At 67.2% G+C, this 25,945-nt stretch carries 16 protein-coding genes and 1 pseudogene; 6 read left to right on the plus strand and 11 right to left on the minus strand.

Annotation, left to right across the window (positions count from 1 at the left end; all coding sequences use genetic code 11):
• The first annotated feature begins 58 nt into the window (after positions 1–58).
• Positions 59–2,950: a cation-translocating P-type ATPase gene (locus ID810_RS12015; RefSeq protein ID WP_166858105.1), complete on the plus strand. Its 2,892-nt coding sequence runs from the start codon at positions 59–61 to the stop codon at positions 2,948–2,950.
• 530 nt (positions 2,951–3,480) lie between these two features.
• Here ID810_RS12015 and ID810_RS12020 read toward each other — a convergent pair.
• Complete coding sequence (locus ID810_RS12020) at positions 3,481–4,248, minus strand: response regulator (protein WP_235931536.1); 768 nt, start codon at positions 4,246–4,248, stop codon at positions 3,481–3,483.
• A gap of 28 nt (positions 4,249–4,276) precedes the next feature.
• Positions 4,277–5,509: a sensor histidine kinase gene (locus ID810_RS12025; RefSeq protein ID WP_235931537.1), complete on the minus strand. Its 1,233-nt coding sequence runs from the start codon at positions 5,507–5,509 to the stop codon at positions 4,277–4,279.
• A gap of 400 nt (positions 5,510–5,909) precedes the next feature.
• Between ID810_RS12025 and ID810_RS12030 the strand changes: the two genes are divergently transcribed.
• The gene (locus ID810_RS12030) at positions 5,910–6,623 is read left to right on the plus strand and encodes a DUF4352 domain-containing protein (protein WP_166858098.1); all 714 of its coding nucleotides are present in this window, start codon (positions 5,910–5,912) and stop codon (positions 6,621–6,623) included.
• A 113-nt stretch (positions 6,624–6,736) separates the two neighbouring features.
• On the opposite strand, the gene ID810_RS12035 is transcribed toward ID810_RS12030, so the two are convergent.
• A complete protein-coding gene (locus ID810_RS12035; protein ID WP_166858096.1) occupies positions 6,737–8,077 on the minus strand; it encodes an MFS transporter in 1,341 nt (446 codons plus the stop codon).
• A gap of 107 nt (positions 8,078–8,184) precedes the next feature.
• On the opposite strand from ID810_RS12035, the gene ID810_RS12040 reads away from it, so the two are divergent.
• Both ID810_RS12040 and ID810_RS12045 read left to right on the plus strand, forming a co-directional pair.
• Complete coding sequence (locus ID810_RS12040) at positions 8,185–8,829, plus strand: TetR/AcrR family transcriptional regulator (RefSeq protein ID WP_166858094.1); 645 nt, start codon at positions 8,185–8,187, stop codon at positions 8,827–8,829.
• A gap of 76 nt (positions 8,830–8,905) precedes the next feature.
• Positions 8,906–10,369, plus strand: a complete 1,464-nt coding sequence (locus ID810_RS12045) for a DUF4832 domain-containing protein (RefSeq protein WP_166858092.1) — start codon at positions 8,906–8,908, stop codon at positions 10,367–10,369.
• Positions 10,370–10,389: 20 nt separating this feature from the next.
• On the opposite strand, the gene ID810_RS12050 is transcribed toward ID810_RS12045, so the two are convergent.
• From ID810_RS12050 to serC, 4 genes are all read right to left on the minus strand, one after another.
• Entirely contained in the window at positions 10,390–11,778 is a 1,389-nt protein-coding gene (locus ID810_RS12050) for a glycoside hydrolase family 30 protein (protein ID WP_166858090.1), read from the minus strand.
• Between the two features lie 164 nt (positions 11,779–11,942).
• A complete protein-coding gene (locus ID810_RS12055; protein ID WP_166858088.1) occupies positions 11,943–14,054 on the minus strand; it encodes a beta-galactosidase in 2,112 nt (703 codons plus the stop codon).
• A gap of 95 nt (positions 14,055–14,149) precedes the next feature.
• Positions 14,150–15,337 (minus strand): phosphoglycerate dehydrogenase, encoded by a 1,188-nt coding sequence (locus ID810_RS12060; protein ID WP_166858086.1) that lies wholly within the window; start codon positions 15,335–15,337, stop codon positions 14,150–14,152.
• A 51-nt stretch (positions 15,338–15,388) separates the two neighbouring features.
• A complete protein-coding gene (serC, locus tag ID810_RS12065; protein WP_166858084.1) occupies positions 15,389–16,477 on the minus strand; it encodes a 3-phosphoserine/phosphohydroxythreonine transaminase in 1,089 nt (362 codons plus the stop codon).
• A 201-nt stretch (positions 16,478–16,678) separates the two neighbouring features.
• Here serC and ID810_RS12070 point away from each other — a divergent pair, with 201 nt between their 5' ends.
• Entirely contained in the window at positions 16,679–17,635 is a 957-nt protein-coding gene (locus tag ID810_RS12070; protein WP_166858081.1) for an AAA family ATPase, read from the plus strand.
• 173 nt (positions 17,636–17,808) lie between these two features.
• Positions 17,809–20,265: a S8 family peptidase gene (locus ID810_RS12075; RefSeq protein WP_196781508.1), complete on the plus strand. Its 2,457-nt coding sequence runs from the start codon at positions 17,809–17,811 to the stop codon at positions 20,263–20,265.
• A 54-nt stretch (positions 20,266–20,319) separates the two neighbouring features.
• On the opposite strand, the pseudogene ID810_RS12585 reads toward ID810_RS12075, so the two are convergent.
• The 4 genes and pseudogenes from ID810_RS12585 to ID810_RS12100 all read right to left on the minus strand — a co-directional run bounded on the left by ID810_RS12585 (position 20,320) and on the right by ID810_RS12100 (position 25,888).
• Positions 20,320–21,432 (minus strand): annotated as a pseudogene (locus ID810_RS12585) (type ISP restriction/modification enzyme).
• Between the two features lie 595 nt (positions 21,433–22,027).
• Positions 22,028–22,498, minus strand: coding sequence for a P-loop NTPase family protein (locus ID810_RS12090; protein WP_167202635.1), 471 nt, complete (start codon positions 22,496–22,498; stop codon positions 22,028–22,030).
• Entirely contained in the window at positions 22,440–24,152 is a 1,713-nt protein-coding gene (locus tag ID810_RS12095) for an ABC transporter ATP-binding protein (RefSeq protein WP_166858071.1), read from the minus strand. Before ID810_RS12095 ends, ID810_RS12090 begins: the two co-directional genes overlap by 59 nt.
• Positions 24,149–25,888 carry an ABC transporter ATP-binding protein gene (locus ID810_RS12100; RefSeq protein ID WP_166858069.1) on the minus strand — a complete coding sequence of 580 codons (1,740 nt, stop codon included), beginning with the start codon at positions 25,886–25,888 and terminating at the stop codon, positions 24,149–24,151. The genes ID810_RS12095 and ID810_RS12100 overlap by 4 nt, the downstream gene beginning before the upstream one ends.
• Between the last annotated feature and the right edge of the window lie 57 nt (positions 25,889–25,945).

Raw genomic sequence — 25,945 nt, forward strand, 5'->3', positions numbered from 1 at the left:
GTGCCTGGGCGGCTCCTGGGACCTGCCGGCCTCGGATGCCCGCCGACGGCGAAAGGACATGACATCCGACCACTCGGTCCGCCAGGGTGAGATCATGACGATCCCACCCACCGCCCCCTGGAGCGAGACCGCCGAGGCGGTCACCTCCGCCGTCGGAACTGACCCCGCTGTCGGCCTGAGTCCCGAGGAGGCGGCGCGCCGGCTCACCGCCGACGGGCCCAACGAGCTGCCCTCGAAGCCGCCGACACCCGCCTGGCGACGCTTCCTCGCCCAGTTCCAGGACCCGCTCGTCTACCTACTCATCGCCGCCATCCTCATCTCGGCCATCGCCTGGGTCCTCGAGGGCGCCCACGGCGTGCCGGTGGACTCCCTCGTCATCCTGGCCGTCATCACCCTCAACGCGGTCCTCGGCTTCGTCCAGGAGAGCAAGGCGGCCGACGCCGTCGCCGCCCTGTCCGCCATGACCGAGGCCCAGTCCACCGTGCTGCGTGGCGGCAGCCGCGTCCTCGTGCCCTCCCGCGAGCTCGTCGTCGGAGACGTCCTGCTCCTGGGTGAGGGCGACCAGGTGGGGGCCGACGCGCGCCTGACCCAGTCGGCGGCGCTGCGCGTCATCGAGTCCTCCCTCACCGGAGAGGCCGACGCCGTCGCCAAGACCTCGCAGGCCGTAGGCGCGGACACGGACCTCGCCGACCGCACCTGCATGGTCTACCGTGGCACCTCCGTCGCCCAGGGCACGGGTCGCGCCGTCGTCACCGCCACCGGCGCGAACACGGAGATGGGCGCCATCGCCCAGATGCTCGACTCGGTCGAGGAGGAGCCCACGCCCCTGTCGCGCGAGATCACCCAGATCTCCAAGATGCTCGGCCTCATCGTCGTCATCATCGCCGTCGTCACCGTGGCCACGCTGCTGCTGCTCGCCGACGACCTGACCAGTCACACCGTCATCGATGCCCTCCTGCTGGGCGTGTCCCTCGCCGTCGCCGCCGTGCCCGAGGGTCTTCCTGCGATCCTGTCGGTGGTGCTCGCGCTGGGCGTGCAGCGCATGGCCCTGCACCAGGCGGTCGTCAAGAAGCTCACGAGCGTCGAGACGCTCGGCTCCGCCTCGGTCATCTGCTCGGACAAGACCGGCACGCTCACCCGCTCGGAGATGACGATTCAGGAGGTCGTCACCCTCTCCGGCGACGCCGTCGTCACCGGTATCGGTTATGTGCCCGAGGGGGAGGTCTCCCCCGACGCCGACGGCGACGGCGTGCCCGACGTCGAGGAGCTCGTCGGCGACCACCTCGCCGAGGTCACGGTGGTGCTCTCCGGTGGCGCCATGGCCTCCGACGCCGAGCTCGCCGCCGACGCGGGCGTGTGGTCCGTCATCGGCGACCCCACCGAGGGCGCCTTCCTCGTCGCGGAGCGCAAGCTCGGCACCAACGGTCACCGCGAGGGCCGCTTCGAGCGCGTCGGGGAGGTTCCCTTCACCTCCGAGCGCAAGCTCATGAGCGTCATCTACACCGACGCCCACCACGAGGGGAGGATGACGATCATCTCCAAGGGCGCCCCGGACGTCCTGCTTGAGCGCTGCACGCATGTGCGACGGGGCGCGGGTGAGGAGGAGCTGGACGACGGCGTGCGCCGTCACTTCGCGGATGCCATCGCTGCGATGTCGGGGCGGGCGCTGCGCACTCTCGGTGTCGCCTCGCGTCTGCTGACGGCCGAGGAGAGCGCCACGGTCAGCAAGGCGCTGGCAGCCGGCGGGGACGCCGACTTCTCCGGCCTGGAGCGCGACCTGGTCATGGCGGGCGTTGTCGGGATCATCGACCCGCCGCGCCCCGAGGCGGCGGCCGCCGTCGCCGAGGCCCACCGTGCGGGCATCCGCGTGCTCATGATCACCGGCGACCACCCGGCCACCGCCGGGCGCATTGCCGCGGACCTTGGGATCGCCGAGGCCGGGGCGAGCGTCCTCACTGGCCGCGAGCTGTCCACCATGGACGACGCCGCCCTGAGCGAGGCGGTGGCGCGCACGAGCGTGTACGCGCGCGTCGCGCCCGAGCACAAGATGCGCATCGTGGCCGCCCTGAAGTCCCAGGGTCACACGGTCTCCATGACGGGTGACGGCGTTAACGACGCCCCGGCGCTGCGCCGCGCGGATATCGGGGTGGCCATGGGGATCACCGGCACTCAGGTGACGAAGGAGGCCGCGACGATGGTCCTGGCGGACGACAACTTCGCCACGATCGTTGCCGCCGTCGCCGAGGGGCGGCGCATCTTCGACAACATCAAGAAGTTCCTGCGCTATCTGCTGTCGTCGAACATGGGCGAGGTCATCACCGTCTTCGGTGGCGTGGTGCTCGCCGGGGTCATGGGGCTGAGTGACCACTCGACGTCGGGCGTGGTGCTGCCGCTGGTGGCCACCCAGATCCTGTGGATCAACCTTGTGACCGACTCCGGTCCGGCCCTGGCCATGGGTGTGGACCCGAGTGTGGAGGACGTCATGGGGCGCGCGCCGCGCAAGCCCACCGACCGGGTCATCGACGCCTCGATGTGGGCGGGCGTCATCATGATCGGTGCGGTCATGGGCTTGGCGACGCTGGCGACCCTCGACATCTTCCTGCCCGGTGGCCTCATCGACGTCGCGGGGATGTCCGTGGATGACCTGACGACGGCACGCACGGCCGCCTTTACCACCCTGGTGTTCGCCCAGCTGTTCAACACGGTCAACTCCCGCTCGGAGAGCGTGTCCGCCTTCAGTCACCTGTTCGTCAACCGCTGGCTGTGGGGCGCGATCGCGCTGGGCGTCATGCTCCAGGTGGCGGTTGTGGAGGTGCCGCTGCTGCAGACGGCATTCTCGACGGCGTCGCTCGACCTCACCCACTGGGCGGTGTGTCTGGCGATGGGTTCGCTTGTCCTGTGGTTCGACGAGCTGCGCAAGGTGGTGCGCCGGGCCCGCGCGAGGTCCTGACCACCGCGGCCGCACCCAGCGGACACGATCGCTGGCCATAGGTGAGTCCCGTAGCCATGGTGGTGACTCCCGCGGTGGCCGGTACTGTCGGGGGATGCACGCTCACGCACATCGGTCTGCGACAGAATCCGCGTAATCCTGCGGTTTTCTGGCTCGGCGGTTTCACGTCCTTCGGCTCCCATGTGCATGAGCAACCCCCATGCACATGGGAGCCTCAGAAGCGGTTTTGGGCGAAAGGGCTCAAACGGCGGAATACCAACGAAAAGTCCGAATTGCCCAAATCACACCAGTAACTTGAGCGTGCAGCCCCCGCCCGGCGCCTCGGTCCGGGCTCATCCCGGTCTCCCGGTAGACGAGGACCTGGTGAAGGCGGGCGACGTCGTCGGCGCCCTCGGTGTCACGGTCGCGCCGCCGGGTCGTCACGGTCCCCGTCTCCTCCTGTGCGGTGCTCACGTGCCTGAGCCTGGGCCCTCACGTCACGTGAGGGTCAAGGGGGCCGGAGAACCGGACCGGGCGGTGATCCGGCACCGTCAGATGAGCCCCCCGCGTACCGCGAGGACGGCCACCTGGGTCCGGTTGCGCGCCCCGAGCCGCCCCTGCGCGCTGCTCAGCAGGGTCTTGACGGTGGACGCGGAGACGTAGAGCCGCGCTCCGATCTCCTCGTTGCTCAGCCCCTCGGCGGCACCGGCCACCGCCTCCCGCTCGCGCGGGGTGAGCTCCACCCCCGCGGTCGGTCCCGACGTCGGCCCGGTCTGGGGCATCAGCCCGGTCGACGGCGTCGCCTCGTCCGTGGGGGGCCACGGACCGTCGGGGCCGGTCTGCTGGGTCCGCACGTGCTCGAGGAGCTGGCGCATCGCCCCCGGGGAGAGGACCGGCTCACCGGTGACGACCCGCGTGAGCGCCGCCGCCAGCTGCCCCGGCGCCTCGACCTTGAGCAGGTAGCCGGAGGCACCCGCCTCGATCGCTCGCACGACGGCGTCGTCCACGTCCCACGTCGTGAGCACGACGACCTGCGGGGCGGTCGGCGCGGCGCAGATACGTCGGGTCGCCTCCACGCCGTCCATCACCGGCATGCCCAGGTCCATGAGGACGACGTCCACCGGGAGCCCTTCGACGGCCTCGACGGCCTGCTCGCCGTCGGCACACTCGCCGACGACGGTGAAGCGGTCGGGCGGACGCAGGAACTGACGGATGGCCGAACGGGTCAGGGGGTCGTCGTCGACGAGGAGCACGCGGATCGGCCCCGCCGGCGGGGAGGAGGAGGTGCCGGCGACCGGGGAGTCAGTGCTGGAGGACACGAGCCCCAGCCTACGGGTGGGCAGGCCCTCATGCGCTGCGCCACGGCAGGTGGCAGGAGACGACGAAGTCGCCGCGCTCGTCGACGTCGGCATGGAAGGTGCCGCCGCAGATCTGCGCACGCTTCGCCATGCCGTTGAGGCCGGAGCCACCTGACGGGGACCGTGGCGCCGGCCCAGTCCCCGGATCGTTGCCGGCCCCGGCGTCGGCCCCGACCGCCCCCGGTGCGGCGGTCATCGCGGCAGTCCGCGGGACCGGGTTGGAGCACGTGATGTCGACGCCCGTGTCCGGACCGCCCTCGACGCGCAGGCGCACGACGCTCTGCGGGGCGTACTTGCGCGCGTTCGTCAGCGACTCCTGGACGATGCGGTAGACGGCACGGGAGAGGACCTCATCCGCCTCGGAGGCGCGCTCGAGGTAGATCGAGGAGCTCAGGGGCTGCCGGGCCGCGAGGACGCGGTCAACCACGTCGCGCAGGTCCTGCAGTCGCGGGGCCGGCTCCACGCTGCCCATCGGCTCGCGCAGGACCGCGAGCAGGGAGCGCAGGTCCGTCATGGCGCCCTGCGCCTCCTCGCGCAGGAGCCGAGCCGAGTCCTGGACCGACGCCGGGGTGGGCCTGTCGGACGGGTCCCCGACGGCGACCTCGAGGGCTCCTGCGTGCATGGCGAGCAGGGAGAGGCGGTGGCCGAGGCCGTCATGAACCTCCCGGGCGACGCGCTCGCGCTCCTCCTGGAGATCGACCCTGTCCGCCAGGCGCGTCGAGGTCCGGGCGTGCGCCTGGGCCTGGTACTCCGCCTGGCGCACCGCGGCCGCCGCCCGCACCCGAGCCTCCACGTCGATATCACGGCTACGCAGCACGAACCCGACGACGACCGGTACGGCCATGAGGAGCACGGAGGTGATGGGAATGGCGCCCCACGGGACCTCCCCGACCCCGTCGTTGCCTGAGAAGAGGAGGGTGCCGAGCATCGAGTTCCCCGTCGACGCCCGGCTCGCGTCCCGCCAGACCGCGACGGTGGTCGCGAGCCACAGCAGGCCCCCAAGGCTCCACGGCGCCGGGTCGCGCACGCCCGCGGCCCGGCGCACCACGGTCGTGAAGGCCGCGAGGCCGACGGTGACGTCCATCTTGAGGACGAGGGCCGCGAGCGCGGAGGCGGTCGTCACCTGTCTCGGCCACCGCAGGCGCAGGCCGAGGGCGGGGAATGTGGCGAACATGGCGAGCACGGCGAGGACGTCGAGCAGCGTCGGTTGGCTCACATTCATGCCGAGAGCCTCTTCATGCGCCCACCTGCTGCCGAGAGCGATGATGACACCGAGTCCGCACGCCAGGACGAGGAGCACAGTGCGCAGGACCACTCCGGAGGACCTGCCGGGAGGCACGGTCGAGCGCGGCAGCCCGGGCGGAGGCATCCTGCGCGGCCCCCACACCGGTCCCGCAACCGGAGCAGGAGGGCGGGCATACGACGACATGCGGTCACTGTAGGTCAGGGGTGCGACACGACCCCTCCCCCGTCCGGGCAGGAGTCGGACCGGACGGCCTGACCACTCGGACAACCGGCCCTACCCGTCCGGGCGATGCGACCACCGGGGCGCGATCGGCATCGTCGAGGCGTCATCGGCGCCGCACCACCGCAGCGCCCCCTCCCAGCCCAAGGAGCACACCATGGCCACGCCGCCCCCTACCGCCCCGTCCGCCCCCTACCCGCACTCCCCTGTGCCGCCCTCGAACCCCGGCCCTCAGCCCTTCGCGCCCAAGCGCTCCTGGTTCGCCCGTCACAAGGTCCTCACCGGCCTCGGCGCCGTCGTCGTCATCGGTGCCGTGGCCTCCGCCCTCGGCGGTGGTCACGGCACATCCTCCACCGCCGGCCCCCACGCCGACGGCACCACGGTCGCCAGCGCCCCCGCCACCCCCTCCGATCCCGCCCAGGCCGACACCGCCCAGGACAGCGAGGAGACGACTGAGGAGGCAGGCTCCGAGGTCACCTTCCCGGGCATGAAGTCCGGCGACGTCGTCGCGAGCGGCGGGGAGACGGTGACGAGCGACGACGTGCAGATCACGACGACGGCGCTCACCGCGGGTGACGCGACGCTGGGCCCGACGGCGTGCACAAGCGTCACGATCGTCAACAACAGCAAGAACCCGCTCGACGTCAACGCCTTCGACTTCACGCTCCAGACGCCGACCGGTGCGATCATCAACCCCACCTTCTCCGGTACCGACAACTTCCTGCAGTCCTCGACGCTCATCGCGGGCGGCACCGTCACCGGCGATGTCTGCTTCGACCAGGACCTGACGGGCGGCGGCCAGTACGTCGTCCTCTACAAGCCGACGCTGTCCTTCTTCAAGGACCGCGTCGCCTGGGTCAACACTCTCTGACCCGGCCGGACCCCGGCTGAGCCTGTGGAGCCGGTGCCTGCTCCGGTCGCCTGGGTCAACACGCTCTGACCCGGCCGGACCGGCCCCACTGCGCGGCGTGCGGCGGGGCCGGCTCAGGCTGGCGGCAGGTCCACCGCCGCGCGCTCGCCCGCCCCGTCGTCTGCCACCTCGCGCGGCCGGTCGCCCAGTCGGCGCACGCCGCGCAGGTACCAGGTGGCCACGCACCAGACAAAGACCACGAGGAGCACCTGGACGGGGCGCGACCAGCCGACGTCGGGCAGCACCAGCACGGCCACGCCCGCCGCGATGCACTCGGCGGTGTTGAACAGGACGTCGTAGATGGAGAAGGCACGCCCGCGGTAGGCGTCGGCGGTGTCCGACTGGACGATGGTGTCGACGGCGATCTTCGCGCCCTGGACGCCGACACCGAAGACGAAGATCCCCACCGTCATCACCGGCTGGGCGTGGGAGACGACAAGCGCGAGCTGGCCCAGGCTCCCGCCCAGCAGGCACATGACGATCCAGGTGGAGGGGGCGAGCCTCTCGTGTGCCAGGGGGGTGAGCACAATGGACAGGCCGTGCCCGGCAATCATGGCGCCCATGAACACACCGAAGAGGGCCAGGCCCCGGTCCGCGTCCTCGGGGGCGGCCATAAGGTTGCGGGCGGTGAGAATCATGGTGATGAGCTGCATGCCGTAGACGAAGCGGTGCAGCGCCATGGTGGTCAGGGCCAGAGCGGGGGTGCCGCGTCGGCGCAGGTAGCGCACGGCGTCGGTGAGCTCGCCGACGGTGGCGGCCAGCGCCCGGGCCGTGCCCTCGACCGTGGGGCGGACGGGCCCGAGCTCGTCGCGGCCCAGGCGGGTGACAACTGCGGCCGCGAGCACGTAAAGGACGACGGCGCTCACCAGGCTCGCGGTGTCCTGGACGGTCCCGGCCGGAAGCAGCAGGCGCAGGGCAAGGCCGATGAGCGCACCGGTCGCCGTCGCCGCACCACCCAGGGTGGGCACGAGGGAGTTGGCGACGAGCAGGCGCCGGTGGTCGATGACCTGCGGCAGTCCGGCGGAGAGCACGGACAGCAAGAAGCGGTTGACGCCCAGGGCCAGCAGGACGAGCACATAGACGGCCGCCCCGACACCGACGTGGTGGAGGACAAGCGCGGTGAGTGCGATGAGTCCGGCGCGCAGCAGGTTGCCCCACAGCAGGGTCTGGCGGCGGCGCCACCGGTCGATGAAGGGGCCGGTGAAGGGGCCAACAAGGCTGAAGGGCAGGAGCATGACGACGAGGGCGGAGGCGACCCCGGTCGCCGTCGTCATGTTCTGGGGCTGGAAGAAGAACAGGGTGGCCAGACCGGCCTGGACCATACCGTCACCGGTCTGGGCGACCAGACGCACACCCAGCAGCGTGCGGAAGGCCCGGACGGTGGCGAGGTCCGTGAGGTCGTCGGTCAGGCGCATGGGCCCAGCCTCTCGCACCCGGCGACGCCCAGGCGAGCCGGTCCCCAATCCGGTCCCCAAGCCGGCCCCACCGGGCGCACGGCACCCCCGCGGCTAGGATCCCCGTCATGAGCCCCACGACCGCCAAGCGCGTCCGTCTCACCGCTGAGGCGCGGCGCGAGCAGATCGTTGAGGCCGCCACCGAGCTCGTCGCCCGCAAGGGTTTCAACGGCCTGGCCCTGCAGGAGGTGGCCGACGCCGTCGGCATCACCCAGGCGGGGCTGCTGCACTACATCGGCACGAAGGACGGGCTGCTCACCCTCCTGCTGTCGGAGCGCTACGACCGCCAGGGCACCCCGCAGGACTTCATCGACTCCGGTGACCCCGCGGCCACGCACCCCGATGGCATGAGCCTGCCCGCCTACTTGCGCTACCTCGTGGCCTACAACGAGGCCCGGCCCGCGCTCATGGGCCTGTACATGACGCTCGGCGCCGAGTGCGCCAACGACCCCGACCACCCGGCCTATGAGCGTTTCATCGACCGTCCCGACGCCGTGTGGGACTACTACTCGCAGTTCACGTGGCGCCTGCCCCCCGAGGTTGAGGCCGACGGCGGCTGGGCGAGCATGCGGCCACTGGTGGAGCTCGCGATCCAGGCGATGGACGGCGCACAGACGCGTTTCTTCCGCCGTCCCGCCGTGTCCTTGGCGGCCTTGTGGGCGGTGTGGGAGGCGGTCCTCTTCCCCTCGCCCGTCTGGGACGGCTACCGCTGAGGCGCTGCTGGCTGATCCCGGTAAGGCCGGGAGGCGGCCGGTGCGGGCGTCAGGCACCGCGCCTATAGTCCCGCGTATGCGAGTGGCTGCGCGTCCCCGACGCCACGCCCGGACCGCCGGGCTGCTGGCCCTGCTCGCGGTGCTGCCCGCGCTGGCGCTCCTGGCCACGGCGCCGCTTGCGCTGACGGCCTGCGCGCCGGAGTCCGCGTGGACCCGGATGACCCGGGCGCCCGCACCAGTTGCCAACCCGCTCAAGGGGATGCTGCCCTACGCACCCGAGGACCCCGCGCAGGCCCCCGCCTGGTCCGATGCGGCCGTGGAGGTGACGATGGAGTGGGTGTACCTGCCGGTCTCCGCCGTCGTGACTGGTCCCGGCGCCCATGACTGGGGCGCCCTGGAGGAGCGGCTGGAGGCCGTTGCCTCCCGCGGCCACCAGGTGGTGCTGCGCCTCTACCTCGACTTCCCGGGGCGGCCCAGCGGGCTGCCCGGCTACCTGCTCGACCAGGGGGTCGAGACCCGCCCGTACACGGTGCACGGCAACGGGCCCGGCGCCGTCGGCACCTCCGTCAGTCCCGATTACGACGACCCGCGGGTCATGGACATGCTCACCGGTCTCGTGCGTGCCTTCGGGGCCGCTTACGACGGCGACTCACGGCTGGGCTTCATCACCCAGGGTCTTGTGGGCTTCTGGGGGGAGGGGCACACCTGGCCTTTCGACGGGGAGGTGTCGGCGGACAACCCGACGGGCGAGGACTGGATGCCGTCCGAGGCCCATCAGGCCCTGCTGCTGCAGGTCTGGGACGAGGCCTTCGACACCACCCCCACCCAGGTGCGCTACCCCACGGCCCTGAGCACTGCCCACGACCTGGGCTACCACGACGACTCCTTCGGCTATGCGACCCTGCCCGAGCTCGACTGGCACTTCTGGAGCCTCATGAGCGCCCAGGGGCCGGCGGCGACCGAGGCCTGGCGTCGGCGCCCCATGGGCGGTGAGATCTACCCGCCGCTTCAGTCCTGCATCTTTGACGGCCCCGGGCGCTGCGAGCAGGCAACGGGGCTGGCGGCCCAGGACCTCACCGAAGCGGTCGGGCTGACGCACGCCACCTGGCTGCTGGCCGAGGAGGTCTTCGACCCGGGCCTGACCGGGCGCGCCCGCGAGCGCGCCCGCGCCCTCAACGCGCAGATGGGCTACACGTTCACCGTCCCGCGCTGGCGCTACGAGGCGGAGACCTCGACGCTGGACGTCGAGGTGACCAACACCGGCGTCGCCCCCTTCTCCTACGACTGGGACCTGGAGGCCGTCGCGTTGGACGGCGGCGGCCAGGTGCTGGCCAGGACGGTGCTCGAGGGGGACCTGCGCACGCTCCTGCCGGGGCAGACCTCTATCTGGTCGGGGACCGTGGCCCCGCCGTCGGGAACGACGAACCTGCTGCTGCGGGTCGTCAACCCGCTGGAGGGCGGGGTGGCGCTGCGCTTCGCCAACGCCGAGCAGGACACGGTGCTGCCGGGCTACCTGACCCTGGGGCCGCCGACCGGCTGAGCAGCCCCAGGCGAGGGGCCTCAGGCGAGCAACTCGGCGGGGAGAGCGATGGTGGAGAAGGAGTCCGCGGGCAGGGTCGCCTCAATGATCTTGCCCCTGGCGGCGAAGGAGATCGGCATGGGCACCGACATGTCGTTCTGGGCGGCGATGACCACTGAGCCGTCGGGGTTGAGGAAGGACAGGATGTTCTCGTAGCCGGTGTAGGACAGGGTCTCAACGAAGCGCGCGCCGCGCTGCACGAAGTGGGACAGGTGCTTGAAGACGTAGTACTCGTGGTTGAACCGGTACGTGCCCGCCTCCGGGTTGACGGTGACGAAGGAGTTCTGGCTCCAGCCCCAGCGTGAGACGCCGCCCTCGTCGAGCGAGAGGTTCCAGTAGTCATAGACGTTGGCCCCGTGACGGAAGTAGTGGCGCATCATGGACCAGGCGTAGCGGGCGTAGCGCCAGTCGTTTGCGCCGTCGCCGCACTCCTGCTCGGACTGGTAGATCTTGAGCTCGGGGTGGTGCCAGTGGATCTTGGCGACCGCGCCCTTGCCGGCCCACTGGAAGCCGACGCCGCCGATGCGTCCGCCGATCTCCTCGTCTGCCAGGACCTCCTCGACCAGGCGCTCGTTGGCGCGCTCCATGGTGCCGAGGAAGACCTCGACGCCGCGCGCCTCCATCTGGGGCACGAGGTGTCGCAGGAACCGGGCCAGGCCCGCCGGGGTCCAGGTGCAGGAGGGGAAGACCTGGTCGGAGTTGAACTCGTTCTGCGGCATCACCATGGAGATGTCGATGCCGCGCTCGGCGTAGGCGTCGATGAACTTGCCGAAGTAGCGGGCGTAGGCGTCCAGGTGGGCGTCATCGAGAATGAAGCCGTCCGTGCCCTCGGCGATGGCGCGCTCGGGGGTCAGGCCGTTGTCGTACCTGGTCTGCTGGGCCATGGGGGAGGGCACGGCGCAGGCGTAGTGGTGGTTGGTCTTCATCCAGGTGGGCGGGCACCACGGGGAGGCCCACAGCCTGAGGTCCGGCCGCACGGCCTGGGCGGCCTTGATGAAGGGCACGAGGGTGGCCTCATCGTGCTCGATGGAGAAGTCCCTGAGCTCAAGGTCACCGGGGGTCTCGTCGTAGGAGTACCAGTCGACGGAGAAGTCGTTGGCGCCCACGGGCATGCGGCATACGTGGGCGTTGGCGCCCTCGGGGGAGAAGATCTCCGTCATGATCTCGGCGCGCTCGGCCTCGGTCAGGCGCGACAGGCTCATCCAGCCGAGCTCGTTGAAGCACACGCCGAAGCCGTCGACCTCCTGCAGCGGCGACTCCGTCTGGAGCAGGGCCTTGGGGAAGACGTCCATGTCGCGGACGGTGACTGCCTCCTGCTTCTGCCAGGGGGAGGTCTCGGTGGTGACGATCCAGGTGGGGGTGGCGGTCATGGGGGGCTCCTGTGTGGTGCGTCGTTGCGGTGCTCGGGTGGTGTGTGGGTGGTGGTCCGACGGCGGTGCACGGGCCGGGCGCACCGCCGTCGGACAGAAGGGCTCAGGCCCGGGTGCCTTCGAGGACGAGCGAGGGCACACCCCGTCACTCACGGGCGCGGCCCTCAGGCCCGGGTGCCTTCGAGGACGAGGACGCCCCAGGCGGGGACGGTGACCGTCTGGCCGGCCGCGAGCGCGCTGCCCGCCTGGCCGGTGGTGCCCAGGACGTCGGTGCCGGACACCGGGAGGGTGAGCTCGACGTCGTCCTTGGAGTAGTTGAGGAGGTAGGCCAGGGGGTTGTCGACGGCGTTGACGCCCTTGCGCACGGTGATGGTGCCGGCGAGGTCGCCGGCCCAGTCGGTCACGCCGGCCCGCTCGGCCACGAGGGCGAGGACGGCGCGCAGGACCTCGGCTGAGGCCCAGGCGCCCAGGTGGGTGATGGTGCCGGCCCCGACGCTGCGGGTGGCGATGGCGGGACCGGACCAGGCGTGGTGGTCGTAGGTGGCCAGGACCTCGACGTCGGATCCGGCCTCGGGGGCCTCGACGGGGGTGAGGAGCTCAAGGACGTGGCTCAGGCCCAGGTCCGTCCCCTGGCCCAGGCGCTCGGCGAGGGCGCCGACCGGGGCCAGACGCACGCCGTCGGGCGTGGTGAACTGGTCGGTGCCCAGTCCCAGGAGGCCGGACAGGCCGTGGGGCTGGCGGTCCGCCCACACCTGGACGTTCTCGTCGGCGACGGCGGTGCGGAAGGTGGTCACGAGGTGGCCGCCGCCGGTGGTGTAGGCGCGCAGGGTGTCGATGGTGGTCTGCGGGGCCGCGTACAGCGCGGGGGTGATGAGGGCGTCGTAGCGCTCCAGCCGCTCCAGGGGGGTGTCGGCGGGCACGACGTCGGCCTCGAGGTTGAGATCGAAGAGGGCGTCGTAGACCCAGCGGAAGACGTCGTTGTAGTTGACCCCGCCACCGGCGTACGTGCGGGGGAAGCCGCTGGCGATGGAGAACCACTCCAGGGCGGTGTAGGCCTCGTTGGAGACCATGATGGCGATCCTGTTGGTCTTGGTCAGGCTCAGGCTGGCGGCGTGCTCGCGCATCTCCTGGCCGAGGACGCAGGCCTCGCGGTAGGTGGGGTTGGGCGAGTAGTCCTGGGAGAGCAGGCCCTTCCAGTAGGTCTCGAAGGCGTTGTGGGTGGAGCCCCAGTGCCAGTACATGAGGCCCAAGGCGCCGCTGGCCAGGTGGGAGTAGCCCTGCAGGCGCAGCTGGCCGGGGTAGGGCAGCCAGCCCATCTGGCCCTGGGCCTGGGTCTCAAGGACGAGGTAGGGGGCGCCGTCTTTGAGGCAGCGGCTGATGTCGCCGCCGAAGGCGATCTCCTTGCCGGTGAGCCGGTCCTCACCGGGGTGGTAGATGTCGACGCCGGCCAGGGTCAGGGCGTCGGCGGCTGTGAAGTGGTCGACGGCGCCTTGGATGCCGAAGGAGTGCCCGCGCCACTCGTAGTCGAAGTTGTGGGTGACGAACTGGTCCTCGCGGCGGTAGTCGTCGACGATGGCGCGCTGCCAGGCGAGGAAGTCGGTGACGAGGCTGCGGCGGAACTCATCGAAGGCGGCACCGAGCGAGCCGTTGATCGTGGCGCTCACGTCCGGGAACTCCTCCCAGGCGCCCACGCGGTTGGCCCAGTAGTTCAGGCCGTAGGCGGCGTTGAGGGCGTCGAGGTCGCCGTTGAAGCGGGCTTTGAGCCAGTCGATGAAGGCGCGTTGGATGTCGGGGTTGTAGGCGTCGTAGTACTTGGTCTCGTTGTCGAGCTGGAAGCCGACGACGTTGGCTCGCGGCGCGGTGTGCTCGACGAGGGCGCGGATGGCCTGCTCGCCGTAGTAGCGGTAGGCGGGGGCCGTGATGTCCATGTTCTGGCGGGGGCCGTACTGGTTGGGTTGGCCGGAGGCGGATACGCCCATGATCTCGGGGTGGCGGGCGGCGAGCCAGGTGGGTACGGCGGCGGTGGGGGTGCCGATGATGACGTCGAGGCTATGGGCGGCGGCGGCGTCGATGGCGCGGTCGATGTGGTGCCAGTCGAAGATGCCGGGGGCGGGGTTCCAGGTGCCCCAGGTGAACTCGGCGATGCGGATGGTGGTGAAGCCGGCGTCGACCATCATCTGCATGTCGCGCTCGAGGCGGTCGGGGCCCGCGGAGGCGGGGGTGTATTCGTCGTAGTAGGCGGCTCCGAATATGAGACGCTGCGTGTGCCCTGTCATCCTTGACCTCCTGCGGCACCCTTGCCGCCTATCTAGTATTTACTAGATGGTAGGTCAGCGAGGGTGCCGCAGGGAAGGGGCAGGGCGAGGCGGCCTCAGGCCTTCGACGGGATGGCCCGCGCGGAGATGACGCCCTCGATGGCGGTCAGCTGCTCCAGGACGCGGCCGGCCACCTCACCGTCGATGTCGGCGAGCGTCACCGCGATCTCACCGCGCGAGCGGTTGAGGAGGTTGGCGATGTTGAGGCCGGCCTGCGCGACGATGGTCGAGACCTGACCGACCATGTTCGGCACGTTGCGGTTGACGATGACGAGGCGGTGCGTGCCCGACTCACGCTCCATGACGGCCTCGGGGAAGTTGACCGAGTTGCGCACCTGCCCGTCCTCGAGGAAGCCGCGCAGCTCGTCGACGGCCATGACCGCGCAGTTGCGCTCCGCCTCCTTCGTCGAGGCACCCAGGTGCGGCAGGGAGATGCACCGGGGGTGCTTGTGCACCGCCGTCGACGGGAAGTCGCAGACGTAGCCGCGCAGGTATCCCTGGTCGAGGGCGGAGACGACGGCGGCCTCGTCAACGATCTCGGCACGGGCGAAGTTCAGGATGACGGCGGAGTGCTTCATCATCGCCAGGTGCTGGGTGGACACGAGGCCCCGGGTCGCCTCAATGAGGGGCACGTGGACGGTCAGGATGTCCGCCTGCCGGAAAACGTCCTCGATGGTGCGGGCGCGCTCGACCTCCGACGACAGGTTCCAGGCGTGGTCCACGCTGATGGCCGGGTCGAAGCCGATGACCTTGAGGCCCAGTCCCAGGGCGGCGTTGGCGACCTGGACGCCGATGGCCCCCAGGCCGATGACGCCGAGGGTCTTGCCGGGCAGCTCGAAGCCGACGAACTGCTTCTTGCCCGCCTCGACGGCCTTGGAAATGGCGGCGTCGTCGCCCTCGAGCTCGTGGGCGAAGCGGGCCGCCGGGATGAGGTTGCGCGAGGCGATGAACAGGCCGGCCAGGACGAGCTCCTTGACGGCGTTGGCGTTGGCGCCCGGGGTGTTGAAGACTGGGACGCCGCGCTCGGTCATGGCGGCGACGGGGATGTTGTTCGTGCCGGCACCGGCGCGGGCGATGGCCAGGACGGTGTCCGGGATCGGGGTGTCGTGCAGCTTGGCGGAGCGCACGAGGAGGGCGTCCGGGGAGGTGACGGACTCGCCGACCTCGTAGATCTCAGCGGGGAAGCGGGTCAGGCCCGAGCCCGAGATGGCGTTGAGGGTCTTGACGCGGAACTGCTTGGTCACGGGTGGGGTCCTTACTGTCGGTGCCGCGGGTCGTGATGTCGGTGACGCTGCTCAGGCGCGGGTGCGCTCGAACTCGGCCATGTAGTCGATGAGGGCGCTCACGCCGTCGTCGGTCATGGCGTTGTAGAGGGAGGCCCTCATGCCGCCGACGGACCGGTGGCCCTTGAGGTTCGTCAGTCCGGCGTCCTCGGCGCCGGCGAGGAAGGCGGTGTCGAGGGAGGGGTCGGCGAGGGTGAAGGGGATGTTCATCGCCGAGCGCGAGCGCTTCTCCACGGGGTTGGAGTAGAAGTCCGAGGTGTCGATGGCGTCGTAGAGACGCTGCGCCTTGGCGTCGTTGCGCTCGGCCATGGCCGCCAGGCCGCCGGAGTCCTCGATCCAGTGCAGGATGAGGCCCAGCAGGTAGATGGAGAAGGTGGGTGGGGTGTTGAGCATCGAGTCGGCCTCGGCCATGACCTTCCAGTCCCAGATGGCGGGGACGTCGGCGCGGGCGCGGCCCAGCAGGTCCTTGCGGATGAGGGAGATGTCCATGCCGGCCGGGCCGAGGTTCTTCTGGGCGCCGCCGAAGATGACGCCGAAGGCGTCGACGTCGACGGGGCGCGAGAGGTACATGGAGGAGACGTCGGCGACGATCGGCACGCCGGCGGCCTCGGCGGTGGGCACGTAGGGCATGGCGACGCCGCCGATGGTCTCGTTGGCGCAGTAGTAGAGGTAGCGGGCACCCTCGGGGACGGTGAAGGAACCGGCGTCGGGGGTGGTGGTGTAGGAGGAGTCGGCCTCGTCGGCGACGACGACGGCGTCCACCCCCTGGCGCTGGGCCTCCTTGATGGCCTTGGCGGACCACTGGCCGGTGTTGAGGAAGGCGGCGGTGTCCCCGCGCTCGGTGAGATTGCCGGGGATGGCGGAGAACTGGCCGGTGGCGCCGCCGGCGAGGAAGAGGACGGCGTAGTCGTCGCTCGCGCCGGTCAGGCGGCGGATGGTGGCCTCGGCGTCGGCGGCGCAGGCGGTGAAGTCCTTGCCGCGGTGGGAGACCTCGAGGACGCTCATGCCGGAGGACCGCCAGTCGGTGAGCTCGGAGGCGGCCCGCTCGAGGACGGGCAGGGGGAGCTGGGCGGGACCGGCGGAGAAGTTGTGCACGCGCATGGGGGCAGGGTAGCCGGGGCCGGGGCGCGGGCGTCGCGGTGTCCCAGCCTGAGGGCGGCCGGCCTACCGGGCCGAGCCTGGCGTGAGAGTCAGAGGGGCGCGCTACGATGGTCAAAACGCTGGCTTGAGACCGAACGCCGGCAGTCTCGACAGTAGCTGACAGCCCGCCAGAGCCCGGCGGGGCATGAGGAGGCAAGGCCCGTGGCACGAGCAGATCTTCTCCTCGATCTCGTCGAGGCCGAACGTCGCGGGGACCGGGACCGCTTCCGGATCGTCGTCGAGGGTCTCATTGCCGAGGAGCGGGCGAATCAGCACCATCTGCTTGCGGACCGCCTCTCTGAGATCATCATGACGACGGGGCAGGGGCTGCCTCGCGACGACTACACAGCATCGGTCCGCGATCTCATTCACGAGGTCGCGGCGCGGCGGCGCCTGGAGGAGCTGGAGCTCGCACCAGTGCCTCACCGTGTCATTGCCGAGCTCATCGAGGAGCAGCAGCGGGCAGACCTGTTGCGCAGCTACGGCATCGACCCCCGGCATCGGCTCCTGCTGGCGGGCCCGCCCGGCAACGGTAAGACGAGCGTGGCCGAGGCCATCGCCGCCGAGCTCATGCTCCCGCTCTATGTCATCCGCTACGAGGGCGTGGTCTCCAGCTTCCTCGGCGAGACCGCGGCCCGCCTGGACAGTGCTTTCGAGTTCGTTCGAACCCGCCGCTGTGTGCTCTTCTTCGACGAGCTCGACACCATTGCCAAGGAACGCGCCGACGAGCATGAGACGGGGGAGATCAAGCGGGTCGTGTCGACCCTGCTCCTCCAGATCGACCGCCTGCCCCCGCACGTCGTCCTCGTGGGCGCGACCAACCACAGCGAGCTCCTCGACCGGGCGGCGTGGAGACGATTCCAGGTGCGCACCGAACTGCTGCCACCGTCACGGTCACAGGCGACGAGGTTCCTGGAGCGGCTAGCGGGCCGCTTCGGCGGTGACCTCGGCTACGCTCCTCGCACACTCGCTGAACGGCTCGCCGGTGCGAGCTACGCGGAGCTCGAGGAGTTCGCCTTGGATGTCCGACGCCGAGCGATTCTTGAGATGCCCGGCGCCGACATGCGCCGGATCGCAAAAGAGCGCCTTGAGCACTGGCAGGGCTCGGTACGGTCGTGACCGCCCGGACGCGGCCGCTCCTGGCCTTCAACCCACCACAGGCGCCTGAGGCCGGTCGCCCCAAGCAGCCGCGACGTCTGTTGCCCAGGGCCTCAGGTCCTGGAGGTCAGCGGCAGGGCGAACGACTGGGCCCCAAGTTCGCGGAGCTCGTTGATGCCTTCAACGCTCAGCGCGTGACGAGTGGGGTCGGCACGCCGACCGCGATGGACCCGTCCCTCGTCGTCGTCCTTGACCTCGCCGGATCCGTTCGCGACTTTCACAAGGCCGTCACGAAGGTGGAGGGTCTTGAGTTCCTCGCCGAGATGGTCGCCGACGACACCGAGCCGGACGATGACTTCTACATGACGGAGGGCAAGAAAGGCCGCACTAATAAGACGGTGCCGCACTCGCTCTACCTGGTGATGTCGAACGCCACGGCCATCGACCAGATGCTCAGCCTCTTCAAGCGATGGCAAGAGGACCCTACGACGACATTCGAGCGCGGTCTCGGCAGGTTCAAGGCGGTCTTCGCTCAGCTGGTGGATCTGCGCCGTTGGGGTCCTGAGGACCGCGTACGAGAGACCGGTCTCCTCGACCACTGGCGTGAGACCATTGCGATGATCAGCCAGTCCGACAGCAGTCCCGTGCGGGTGGAGATCGAGCTGTGGTACCACCATGACCGCGGGCGGCGGGTTGACGCCGAACGCACCATCACACAGATTCTGGATGACTGCGGTGGGAGGCTCGTCAGCCGGGCTCGGATCGAGGAGATCGGCTATCACGCCCTTCTCGCGGCGCTCCCCCGCAAGCAGGTTGAGGACGTCGTGAGTCAAGGCCCTCAGGCGATCCGGCTTCTCACGGCGGAGAACGTCATGTTCGTCAGCCCGTTCAGGCCGATGAGCATCTCCTCACCTCTGCCCTCGGAGACCGGATCCGCTTCATTCCCTGCCGAGGGACCTAGTGATCTCAAGCCACGGATCGCGCTGCTTGACGGTCTTCCCTTCCAGAACCACGACGCCTTGGCAGGCAGGTTAATTGTCGACGACGCCGACGACGTGACGGGCGGCTACCAGATCGCTGCTCGCTCCCACGGAACAGCGATGGCGTCCCTCATCATCCACGGGGATCTTTCCGACCCAGGAGAACCGCTGGACCGCCCGGTCTACGTGCGACCGATCATGCGCGCGCAGGACACAGCGTCCGGGCAGCCCACTGAGAGCGTCCTGCCCGACACCCTCTTCGTCGACCTTCTTCACCGTGCCGTAAGAAGGCTCTTCATAGGTGAGTCAGGGCGGCAGGCATGGGCCCCGAGCGTACGTCTCATCAACCTGTCTATCGGTGACCGTGCCCGTCCTCTCGTGCGAAGAATGAGTCCCGCTGGGCGGCTGCTGGACTGGCTCGCCCTTGAGTTCAACGTCCTGTTCATCGTCAGTGCGGGAAACTACGACACCCCGATCCCGCTTCCCCGGGATGCGGCGACGGATACGATCCGCGCCAGGTCAGCGGCGGAGCAGGCGGTTCACGGTACCGGGATTCTCCGAAGCATCCTGCCGCCAGGGGACTCCATGAACGCGTTGACTGTTGGCGCGGTCCACGCCGACGCTGCGCCCGCTCCACCCGAGTCCGCAACCGCTTGGGACCTCACCGCGCCCGGCGCACCTGCGCTGTACTCAGCAACGGGTCCCGGCGTCAGTCGCTCGGTCAAGCCGGACCTGTACCACGTTGGTGGACGTCTCCTCTTCGCCAGGCCGCTGCCGGTATCGGATGGCACGCCGTCGTCATCGGGTGGCACGGTTGATCTGGAGGTTGCTCGGACTGGCCGGACGGGTCCAGGTGTGCAGGTTGCCGCACCCTCAGACGGAGGACGGACCAACCGGACAACCTTCGACTGCGGCACCAGTCACGCCGCGGCACTCGTGACCCGCGAGGCCAGCTCGCTCTTCGACATCCTTGAGGCGGGTCCAGGCGAAGGAGTGAGAGCCTTCCCCGACGCCCTGTTTCACCCGCTTCTCGTTCGGGCGCTGCTCGCCCATTCCTGCTCCTGGGGTGACTGGGGCAAGGAGCTCGCCCCACAGTCGTCCCGTGGGGCGCGGACCGCCCTGTTCGGCTACGGCCGACTCGACCCTGACGTCGCTCGGGGCGCGGTCAACCGGGCGGTCGTCGTTGCTGGCAATGAGATCGGCATTGATGAGCGTCACACGTACGAGCTGCCGCTCCCCTTGTCGATCCGCAGCAAGGCCGAGTGGCGCCGGTTCGTCATTACTCTCGCCTACTGGGCGCCAACGACACATGGTCTTCAGACCTATCGGGCGGCCAAGGTCTACTTCGACACACCTGACACGAAGTTGGCCGGCGGGGACCGTGTGGATGCCGACCATCACGCCGTACGTCGCGGGAGTCTGCAGCACGAGGTCATCGACGGAGGTCGCTCGATGAACTTCGACGACGGCGCCACCTTCCCGATCCATGTGGACTGCATGAGGGATGGGCAGAAGAGCGGTGACATCGGACGTATCCGCTACGCTCTGGTGGTGTCGATCGAGACGGCGGCGACGACCTCATCGACAATCCATGACGAGGTCCACGCGGGCCTCATTCGGTTGCGCAACCAATACGCTGCTCAGCAGCGCAGCCGGGTGCGTCTGGTCTGAGCCGTCCTACCGGCCTCGCACCGCGACGAGGCCGCCCGGGCCGCGCCTCGTCGCTCAGTCCCGAATGGTCAGGGGTGACAGGTCATGGACGATCTGGTGGGTGCGGACTGACACCGTGGTGACGCGGGCGATGAGGTCGAGGAGGTTGAGCGGCTGGGCGGGGGCTCCCGGCTCCACGCCAGCCCCCTCGTCCATCCAGTCATTGGGGTCGTTGACGATGCCGGAAGCCTTGTCAAACTTGATCTGGTAGCGGTCGAGGAGCCAGTCCAGGGCACTGCATGAGCCGACCAGGTAGTCCTGCGCCTGCTCCGGGATGCCGGAGATCGTGATGTGCTCGTTGTAGACGATGGCGCTCTTGTCATCGACCTTCGTGCCGTCCTCGCGGGTCGTGGCGTAGCGCATCTTCTCCACCCGCAGGCGGGAGGGGTCGAGGCCGGCCCGCTCCGCCCAGGACACCTAGATCCCGTTCACGGCGAGGGTCAGCGGCCAAGGCTCGACCTCCTCGTAGTCGAGGTGCAGGTCCGCTACGGCGCGCCCGGCCGTGGCCAGGGCGGTGAAGTCCTCACGGGTGGACACCAGCGGAATACGGGGCAGGGATTTCTTGAGGTCGGCGCCGTGGCGGGCGCGATACTCCGGGTGGTGGAGGAAGCCGTAGACGTAGTAGAAGACGTCGGCCTTCCCAGTCTCGGGCCCGTAGGCGGCGCGGTAGGCGTTGAGTGTGGCGTCTGTCATGTTGTCCACACGCCGGTGGTCGCCGATGACTTCGCCCTCGCGTCCGACGGCGGAACCCGCCTCGCCCGGCGGCTCGCTGAGCGCGTCGAGGTTGAAGCCGTCGTCCTCGGCGGCGTGACGGCCCCAGACCTTCTCCCACGTCCACCGCGGGAAGAACTGGCCGGTATCCAGCGGATGCAGGTTCGGCACCGAGTCCACCAACAGTGCGCTGAAGTCGTGACGCGAGCTGACGCCGGTCAGGTAGAACCCCAGGTTGTCGTGCGCCGGCGTGGGAAAGCACTCGTAGAGCCGGCACATCATGTCGTTGAGCTGCCAGTCGAAGCAGCCATGCTTGACGAAGGGGCGGTAGACCGAGGTGTACAGGCGCCCCGCATCGGACCGGTAGGTGCGATGCTTTCTAACGTTCGCCTTGTCCACCCGGTTCCAGGAGAACAGGGGGGGTTGAGGAACTCCGGCTCGACACCGGCCTGCGCCTGTTCGTTGTAGTAGTCCACCATGGCGGAGACGCGCTGCGACAGCTGGAGAAGGGAGTAGGAGGAGACCTGCGCGTCATGATTGATCTTCAGCCCGTTGCTCCCCATCCGAAACACCCCAGCGGCCACGCCCTTGCCGCCGAGCGGCTGCCAGGTGGCGTACCTGGGGTCGCGCTGATTGATCCAGTCACCGGTCTCGTTGGGGTGAGATCCTCCCAGTCCATATCCTCCAGGCGTGAGCCCGCGACGATAGCGAGCTTGTCCTCACGGCGGAGATAATCGCCCACGTCCCGGTAGTGAATGGCGACCGGACCTGTGTGGGCAGGGTGTGACCGCCGCTAAGGTGTCCGCCTCGGAGGCGATGGCGACCGGACCTGTGTGGGCGGGGTCCTTGACGAGGAAGGTGACCGCGATCGTCATCCGTCCTCCCTGAGCAAAGACGTTTCCCCGCTCTCGCCTGTGCAGCTCGGCCGCGTAACTTGCGCGCCAGGTCCTCAGGCCGTATCAGCCCCGACTCCAGCAGCCGCACGATGAAGGTGCCCGTCCCGGTGAATGGGTCAGGTATAACGGGCTTGAATATTGCCCTCGCCCATGATGATGAGCTCGTCAAGAATATCGGTGAGGCAGCGCAGACGATGTTCGACAACCAGCAGTGTGGCGCCGTCCCTCTTGAGCTGTGCCAGGATATCTGCCAGCCGCATAGTTGCGTGAAAATAGAGGTTTGCCGATGGCTCATCAAAGATGATAAATCGGGGGACGTTGCGTGTAGGCCGAACCGATGGCGATCTGCTGAAGCTGACCGCTGGAGATATTGAAGAGGCCGTGCTTAAGCAAAAGCTCCAGGTGTAGTTGCCTGACAGTGTTATTGATTCGCTGACCGACCTCAGCACGTGGCAGTCCACGTTGCGCGCATCGACATTGAGATGGGTGAACGATAGCTTGTTTACGCTGATCTGACCTGGACTTGTCTCATACCAGCCCCTCACATTGTTCCCACATGCGCCGGTAGTACCCATCTGGTAGGGCACACAGCTGTGTATGGGTTCCGGTTTCGATGATCCTGCCGGCATCGAACACAACAATCTGATCGGCAGACTGGATTGTGTGTAGATGATGGGCGATCACAATGACGGTGCGTCCCGCAGTCAGTTCCGTGACAGCTCGCTGCATTAACGCCTCATTGATCGGGTCAACATTGGCGGTGATCTCATCGAGAACGACGATCGGGGCATCTTTTAGAAAGGCTCTGGCCACTGATAGTCGTTGCCGTTGTCCTCCAGAAAGCCCGACCCCGTTTTCTCCGATACGAGTGTTGTACCCCTTAGGTAAGGCCATGATGTCGTCGTGGATAAGGGCGGCTTTCGCCGCAGCCATGATCTCTTCCCTGCTGGCGTCCTTTTTGCCCAAGGAAATGTTATTGGCGATGGTGTCTGCGAACAGGTACACGTTTTGCATGACAACAGAAATCTGTGCCAGAACTCCCTCGCTACCGATATCACGCAGATCCACACCGCCGATACGGATCTGACCGGAGTCCACATCCCAAAATCGCATTAGTAAAGAGGTGGCTGTAGTTTTTCCAGCCCCGGAAGGACCAACCAGTGCTGTCGTCGTGCCTGTTGGGATACGCAACGAGGCATCAGTTAAGGCCGGAGCGTCTGCCTGTGCATAGCGAAAGGTGACATGCTCGTAAGCGATATCTGCTCCTTGAGGTATACGAGGCTGTTTCGGCTCGGAAAGGATTGGCGCCTGAGTAACGGTGGTGATGCGCCGATAAGAATCCACGCACGTCAGGTAGTTCATCCAATGACCTTCGAGAGCAACGAAGGGCTTGTAGAATTCGACCGACACCACGATAAATACCAAGAAAACAACAGCAGACACGGTGCCGTAAAGTACCATCAGCAGACCACCTGTAATTACTGCCACCAAGGACAGGTTCATGATCCAGCCGTAGATGGCAAGCGTTGCAGCCCGGTTCTTCGCAGCTTTTCCTGATGCCTGGGCGAAGCGTTCGATGGAATCATGGACACGATCATCGAGAGCATGAGACTGACTAAAGGCCTTGATCACCGGCATCCCACGCACATACTCAACGAATAAGCTCGCCATATCTGCCCCGGCATCACCTGTGGCCTTCTCTAAGGGTTGGGCATACTTCAGCGCCAACACAAGATAGAGCACGGCCAAGGGCAGTGTGCAGATCATTAGCAACGCCAGCGGCCACGAGTACATCAGCAAGCCACTCAATAGGAGAACGGAAACGAGGATATCGGCGCTCAGCCGTGTCCACAGGTGGGCGACAATGAGCTCCATGTTGTCGACGTCACGATGAATGATTTCACTGATTTCTCCCAACCGTGACTGGGTGTAATAACCCAAGGGAAGTTTTTTCAGATGACGGATGACTTGTTTTCTGATCTGGAAAACAAGGTCAAACCCAGCGCAGTGTTTTTGCTTATCTGCCCAAATTCCACTCGTAGTTTTCACCAGCAGCAGTATCGCCAACGCGATGGCATACATCCACAGATGCCCACTGTCGTTAATAACATCCACGATCGCCACCACGGTCAGCAAAACCATTGCAATAGAGACCATGGAATACAGAGTAAAGCCCACGATCGCCGCAACAAACATCTTGCGGCCAGCAGAGGTCATAGTGCCAAAAATCTGGTGAATCACGAGTTGCTCGCTTTCATATCCCAGCTATCGACCTGGTTTTGCGCCTCAACAAGCTCCCGGTACATCAGGCAGTGACCGAGCAAGTCTTCGTGAGTTCCTGCGGCCACAACCTGCCCGTGATCTATCACCACGATCTGATCGGCATCCTTAACACTGTGCAGGCGGTGGGCAATCATGAAAACAGTTTTTCCTGCTGACAGTTCGGCCAGTGCGGCGTTGATAAGTTTTTCATTTTCCCCATCAAGGGCACTGGTTGCTTCATCTAAGATAATGATCGGTGCGTCTTTAAGTAGGGCGCGCGCGATAGACAAACGCTGCTTCTCGCCACCAGAAAACCTCACCCCGGCCTCACCGGCCATCGTGTCATAGCCCTCAGGTAGTCCCATGATGAAATCGTGAATCCGCGCCTGCCGTGCAGCCTGTTCAATTTGTGATTGAGTCGCTTGCGGGTTACCGATGCGGATATTGTCGGCAATACTTAAGTTGAACAAAAATACCTCTTGGGAGACCAAAGAGAATAATCGCCCCCACTGCTCGGCACTGGCCTGACGGGCGGAGACGCTCCCCACAGTGATCTGTCCGCTATCAGGTTCCCAAAAGCCCATGAGGAGGCTCATGAGGGTGGATTTACCACAGCCCGAGGCCCCCACCAAAGCCGTCGTCGTGCCCTGCATCGCCGTGAGATCAACTCGGCGGCAGACGGGCAGAAACTCATCTGGGTACGTGAAGGTCACATCAGCAAAAACCACATCACCTGCCGGAACCGGAGCCGACTGACGAGGAAACTGCGCCACGGGCGCGTCAAGAATCGCACCGATAGATTTCATTGCCTGGTTGAACATGAAGAAGTAATGCTGCAACGTTCCGGACTTAGCGACTGTCGCAGTAAACGTCGCAGCCAAGATCATTGCGACGATCATCCGCTCGACAGTGATCATCCCTGCCTGTAGTCGAAGAAGCCCCACAAGCACACTTGCGACGAAACCAGACTCCATCGACATAGCGATCAAACCCATCGGCACCGAGACACTATTCATCGACTTCGTAACCCACAAGACATAGTCCTGCGAAGTTTTGATCGCGTGATCAGTCTTGGTCTCACTGCGGCCAAAGGCTTTAATCACCGGAATATTAGCCACATATTCAGTCAATGCTTCTTGCATTGTGGTAGTGTAACGCCCCACCACCGCAAATCCTTGCGCCCACTGGGCTGAGAACGCCTTCTTCAGCAGCCACATCATCGGCAGTCCGATCAACATGGCCAGCCCCATGGCCCAATCCACAACTAGTACTGCAATCCCAACCACGATTGGGATCACCGTGACCGCGATAGTCTCCGGCAAGCCATGAGCCAAATACACTTCAACCTGCTCGACATCGTTCTTCATAACATTGGCTAAATCCCCAACCCTGCGCCGCTGGAAAAACCCCAGCGGCACTCGCCGCAGATGTTCCAAGATCCCCAACCGCACGTGCGCCAACGCGCCATAAGCCACCCGGTGCGAGCGCCATACTGCAACAAAGACCACGAACGCTTTCACTGTCAACACCAATGCTGTGATCGCCGCGATCCACCAGATCCAGAGCACATCAAGCTCGTCCTCCCAGAACAACGACAGTGCAACCACCACCAATACTGGAGGCACTACGTCAAGTGACAACGCCACAGCATTGAGCACATTCGGCAGCCAGGACCGCCGCTGTATCTGTTGGGTCAACTCACTCTGTTTAGCCATCGCACACCTGCCTGTGAAAACCAAATGCAGATTCGGTTTTGAGGGTAAAAAATTTTC

This window comes from Actinomyces respiraculi, from assembly GCF_014595995.2.
In the GTDB taxonomy this organism is placed as follows: domain Bacteria; phylum Actinomycetota; class Actinomycetes; order Actinomycetales; family Actinomycetaceae; genus Actinomyces; species Actinomyces respiraculi.

What these genes read in the sequence shown, in the direction of transcription:
- ID810_RS12015 (WP_166858105.1), top strand. Translation starts at nt 59, where the DNA reads ATGACATCCGACCACTCGGTCCGCCAGGGTGAGATCATGACGATCCCA.
- ID810_RS12025 (WP_235931537.1), bottom strand. Translation starts at nt 5,509, where the DNA reads ATGAATGTGAGCCAACCGACGCTGCTCGACGTCCTCGCCGTGCTCGCC.
- ID810_RS12030 (WP_166858098.1), top strand. Translation starts at nt 5,910, where the DNA reads ATGGCCACGCCGCCCCCTACCGCCCCGTCCGCCCCCTACCCGCACTCC.
- ID810_RS12035 (WP_166858096.1), bottom strand. Translation starts at nt 8,077, where the DNA reads ATGCGCCTGACCGACGACCTCACGGACCTCGCCACCGTCCGGGCCTTC.
- ID810_RS12040 (WP_166858094.1), top strand. Translation starts at nt 8,185, where the DNA reads ATGAGCCCCACGACCGCCAAGCGCGTCCGTCTCACCGCTGAGGCGCGG.
- ID810_RS12045 (WP_166858092.1), top strand. Translation starts at nt 8,906, where the DNA reads ATGCGAGTGGCTGCGCGTCCCCGACGCCACGCCCGGACCGCCGGGCTG.
- ID810_RS12050 (WP_166858090.1), bottom strand. Translation starts at nt 11,778, where the DNA reads ATGACCGCCACCCCCACCTGGATCGTCACCACCGAGACCTCCCCCTGG.
- ID810_RS12055 (WP_166858088.1), bottom strand. Translation starts at nt 14,054, where the DNA reads ATGACAGGGCACACGCAGCGTCTCATATTCGGAGCCGCCTACTACGAC.
- serC (WP_166858084.1), bottom strand. Translation starts at nt 16,477, where the DNA reads ATGCGCGTGCACAACTTCTCCGCCGGTCCCGCCCAGCTCCCCCTGCCC.
- ID810_RS12100 (WP_166858069.1), bottom strand. Translation starts at nt 25,888, where the DNA reads ATGGCTAAACAGAGTGAGTTGACCCAACAGATACAGCGGCGGTCCTGG.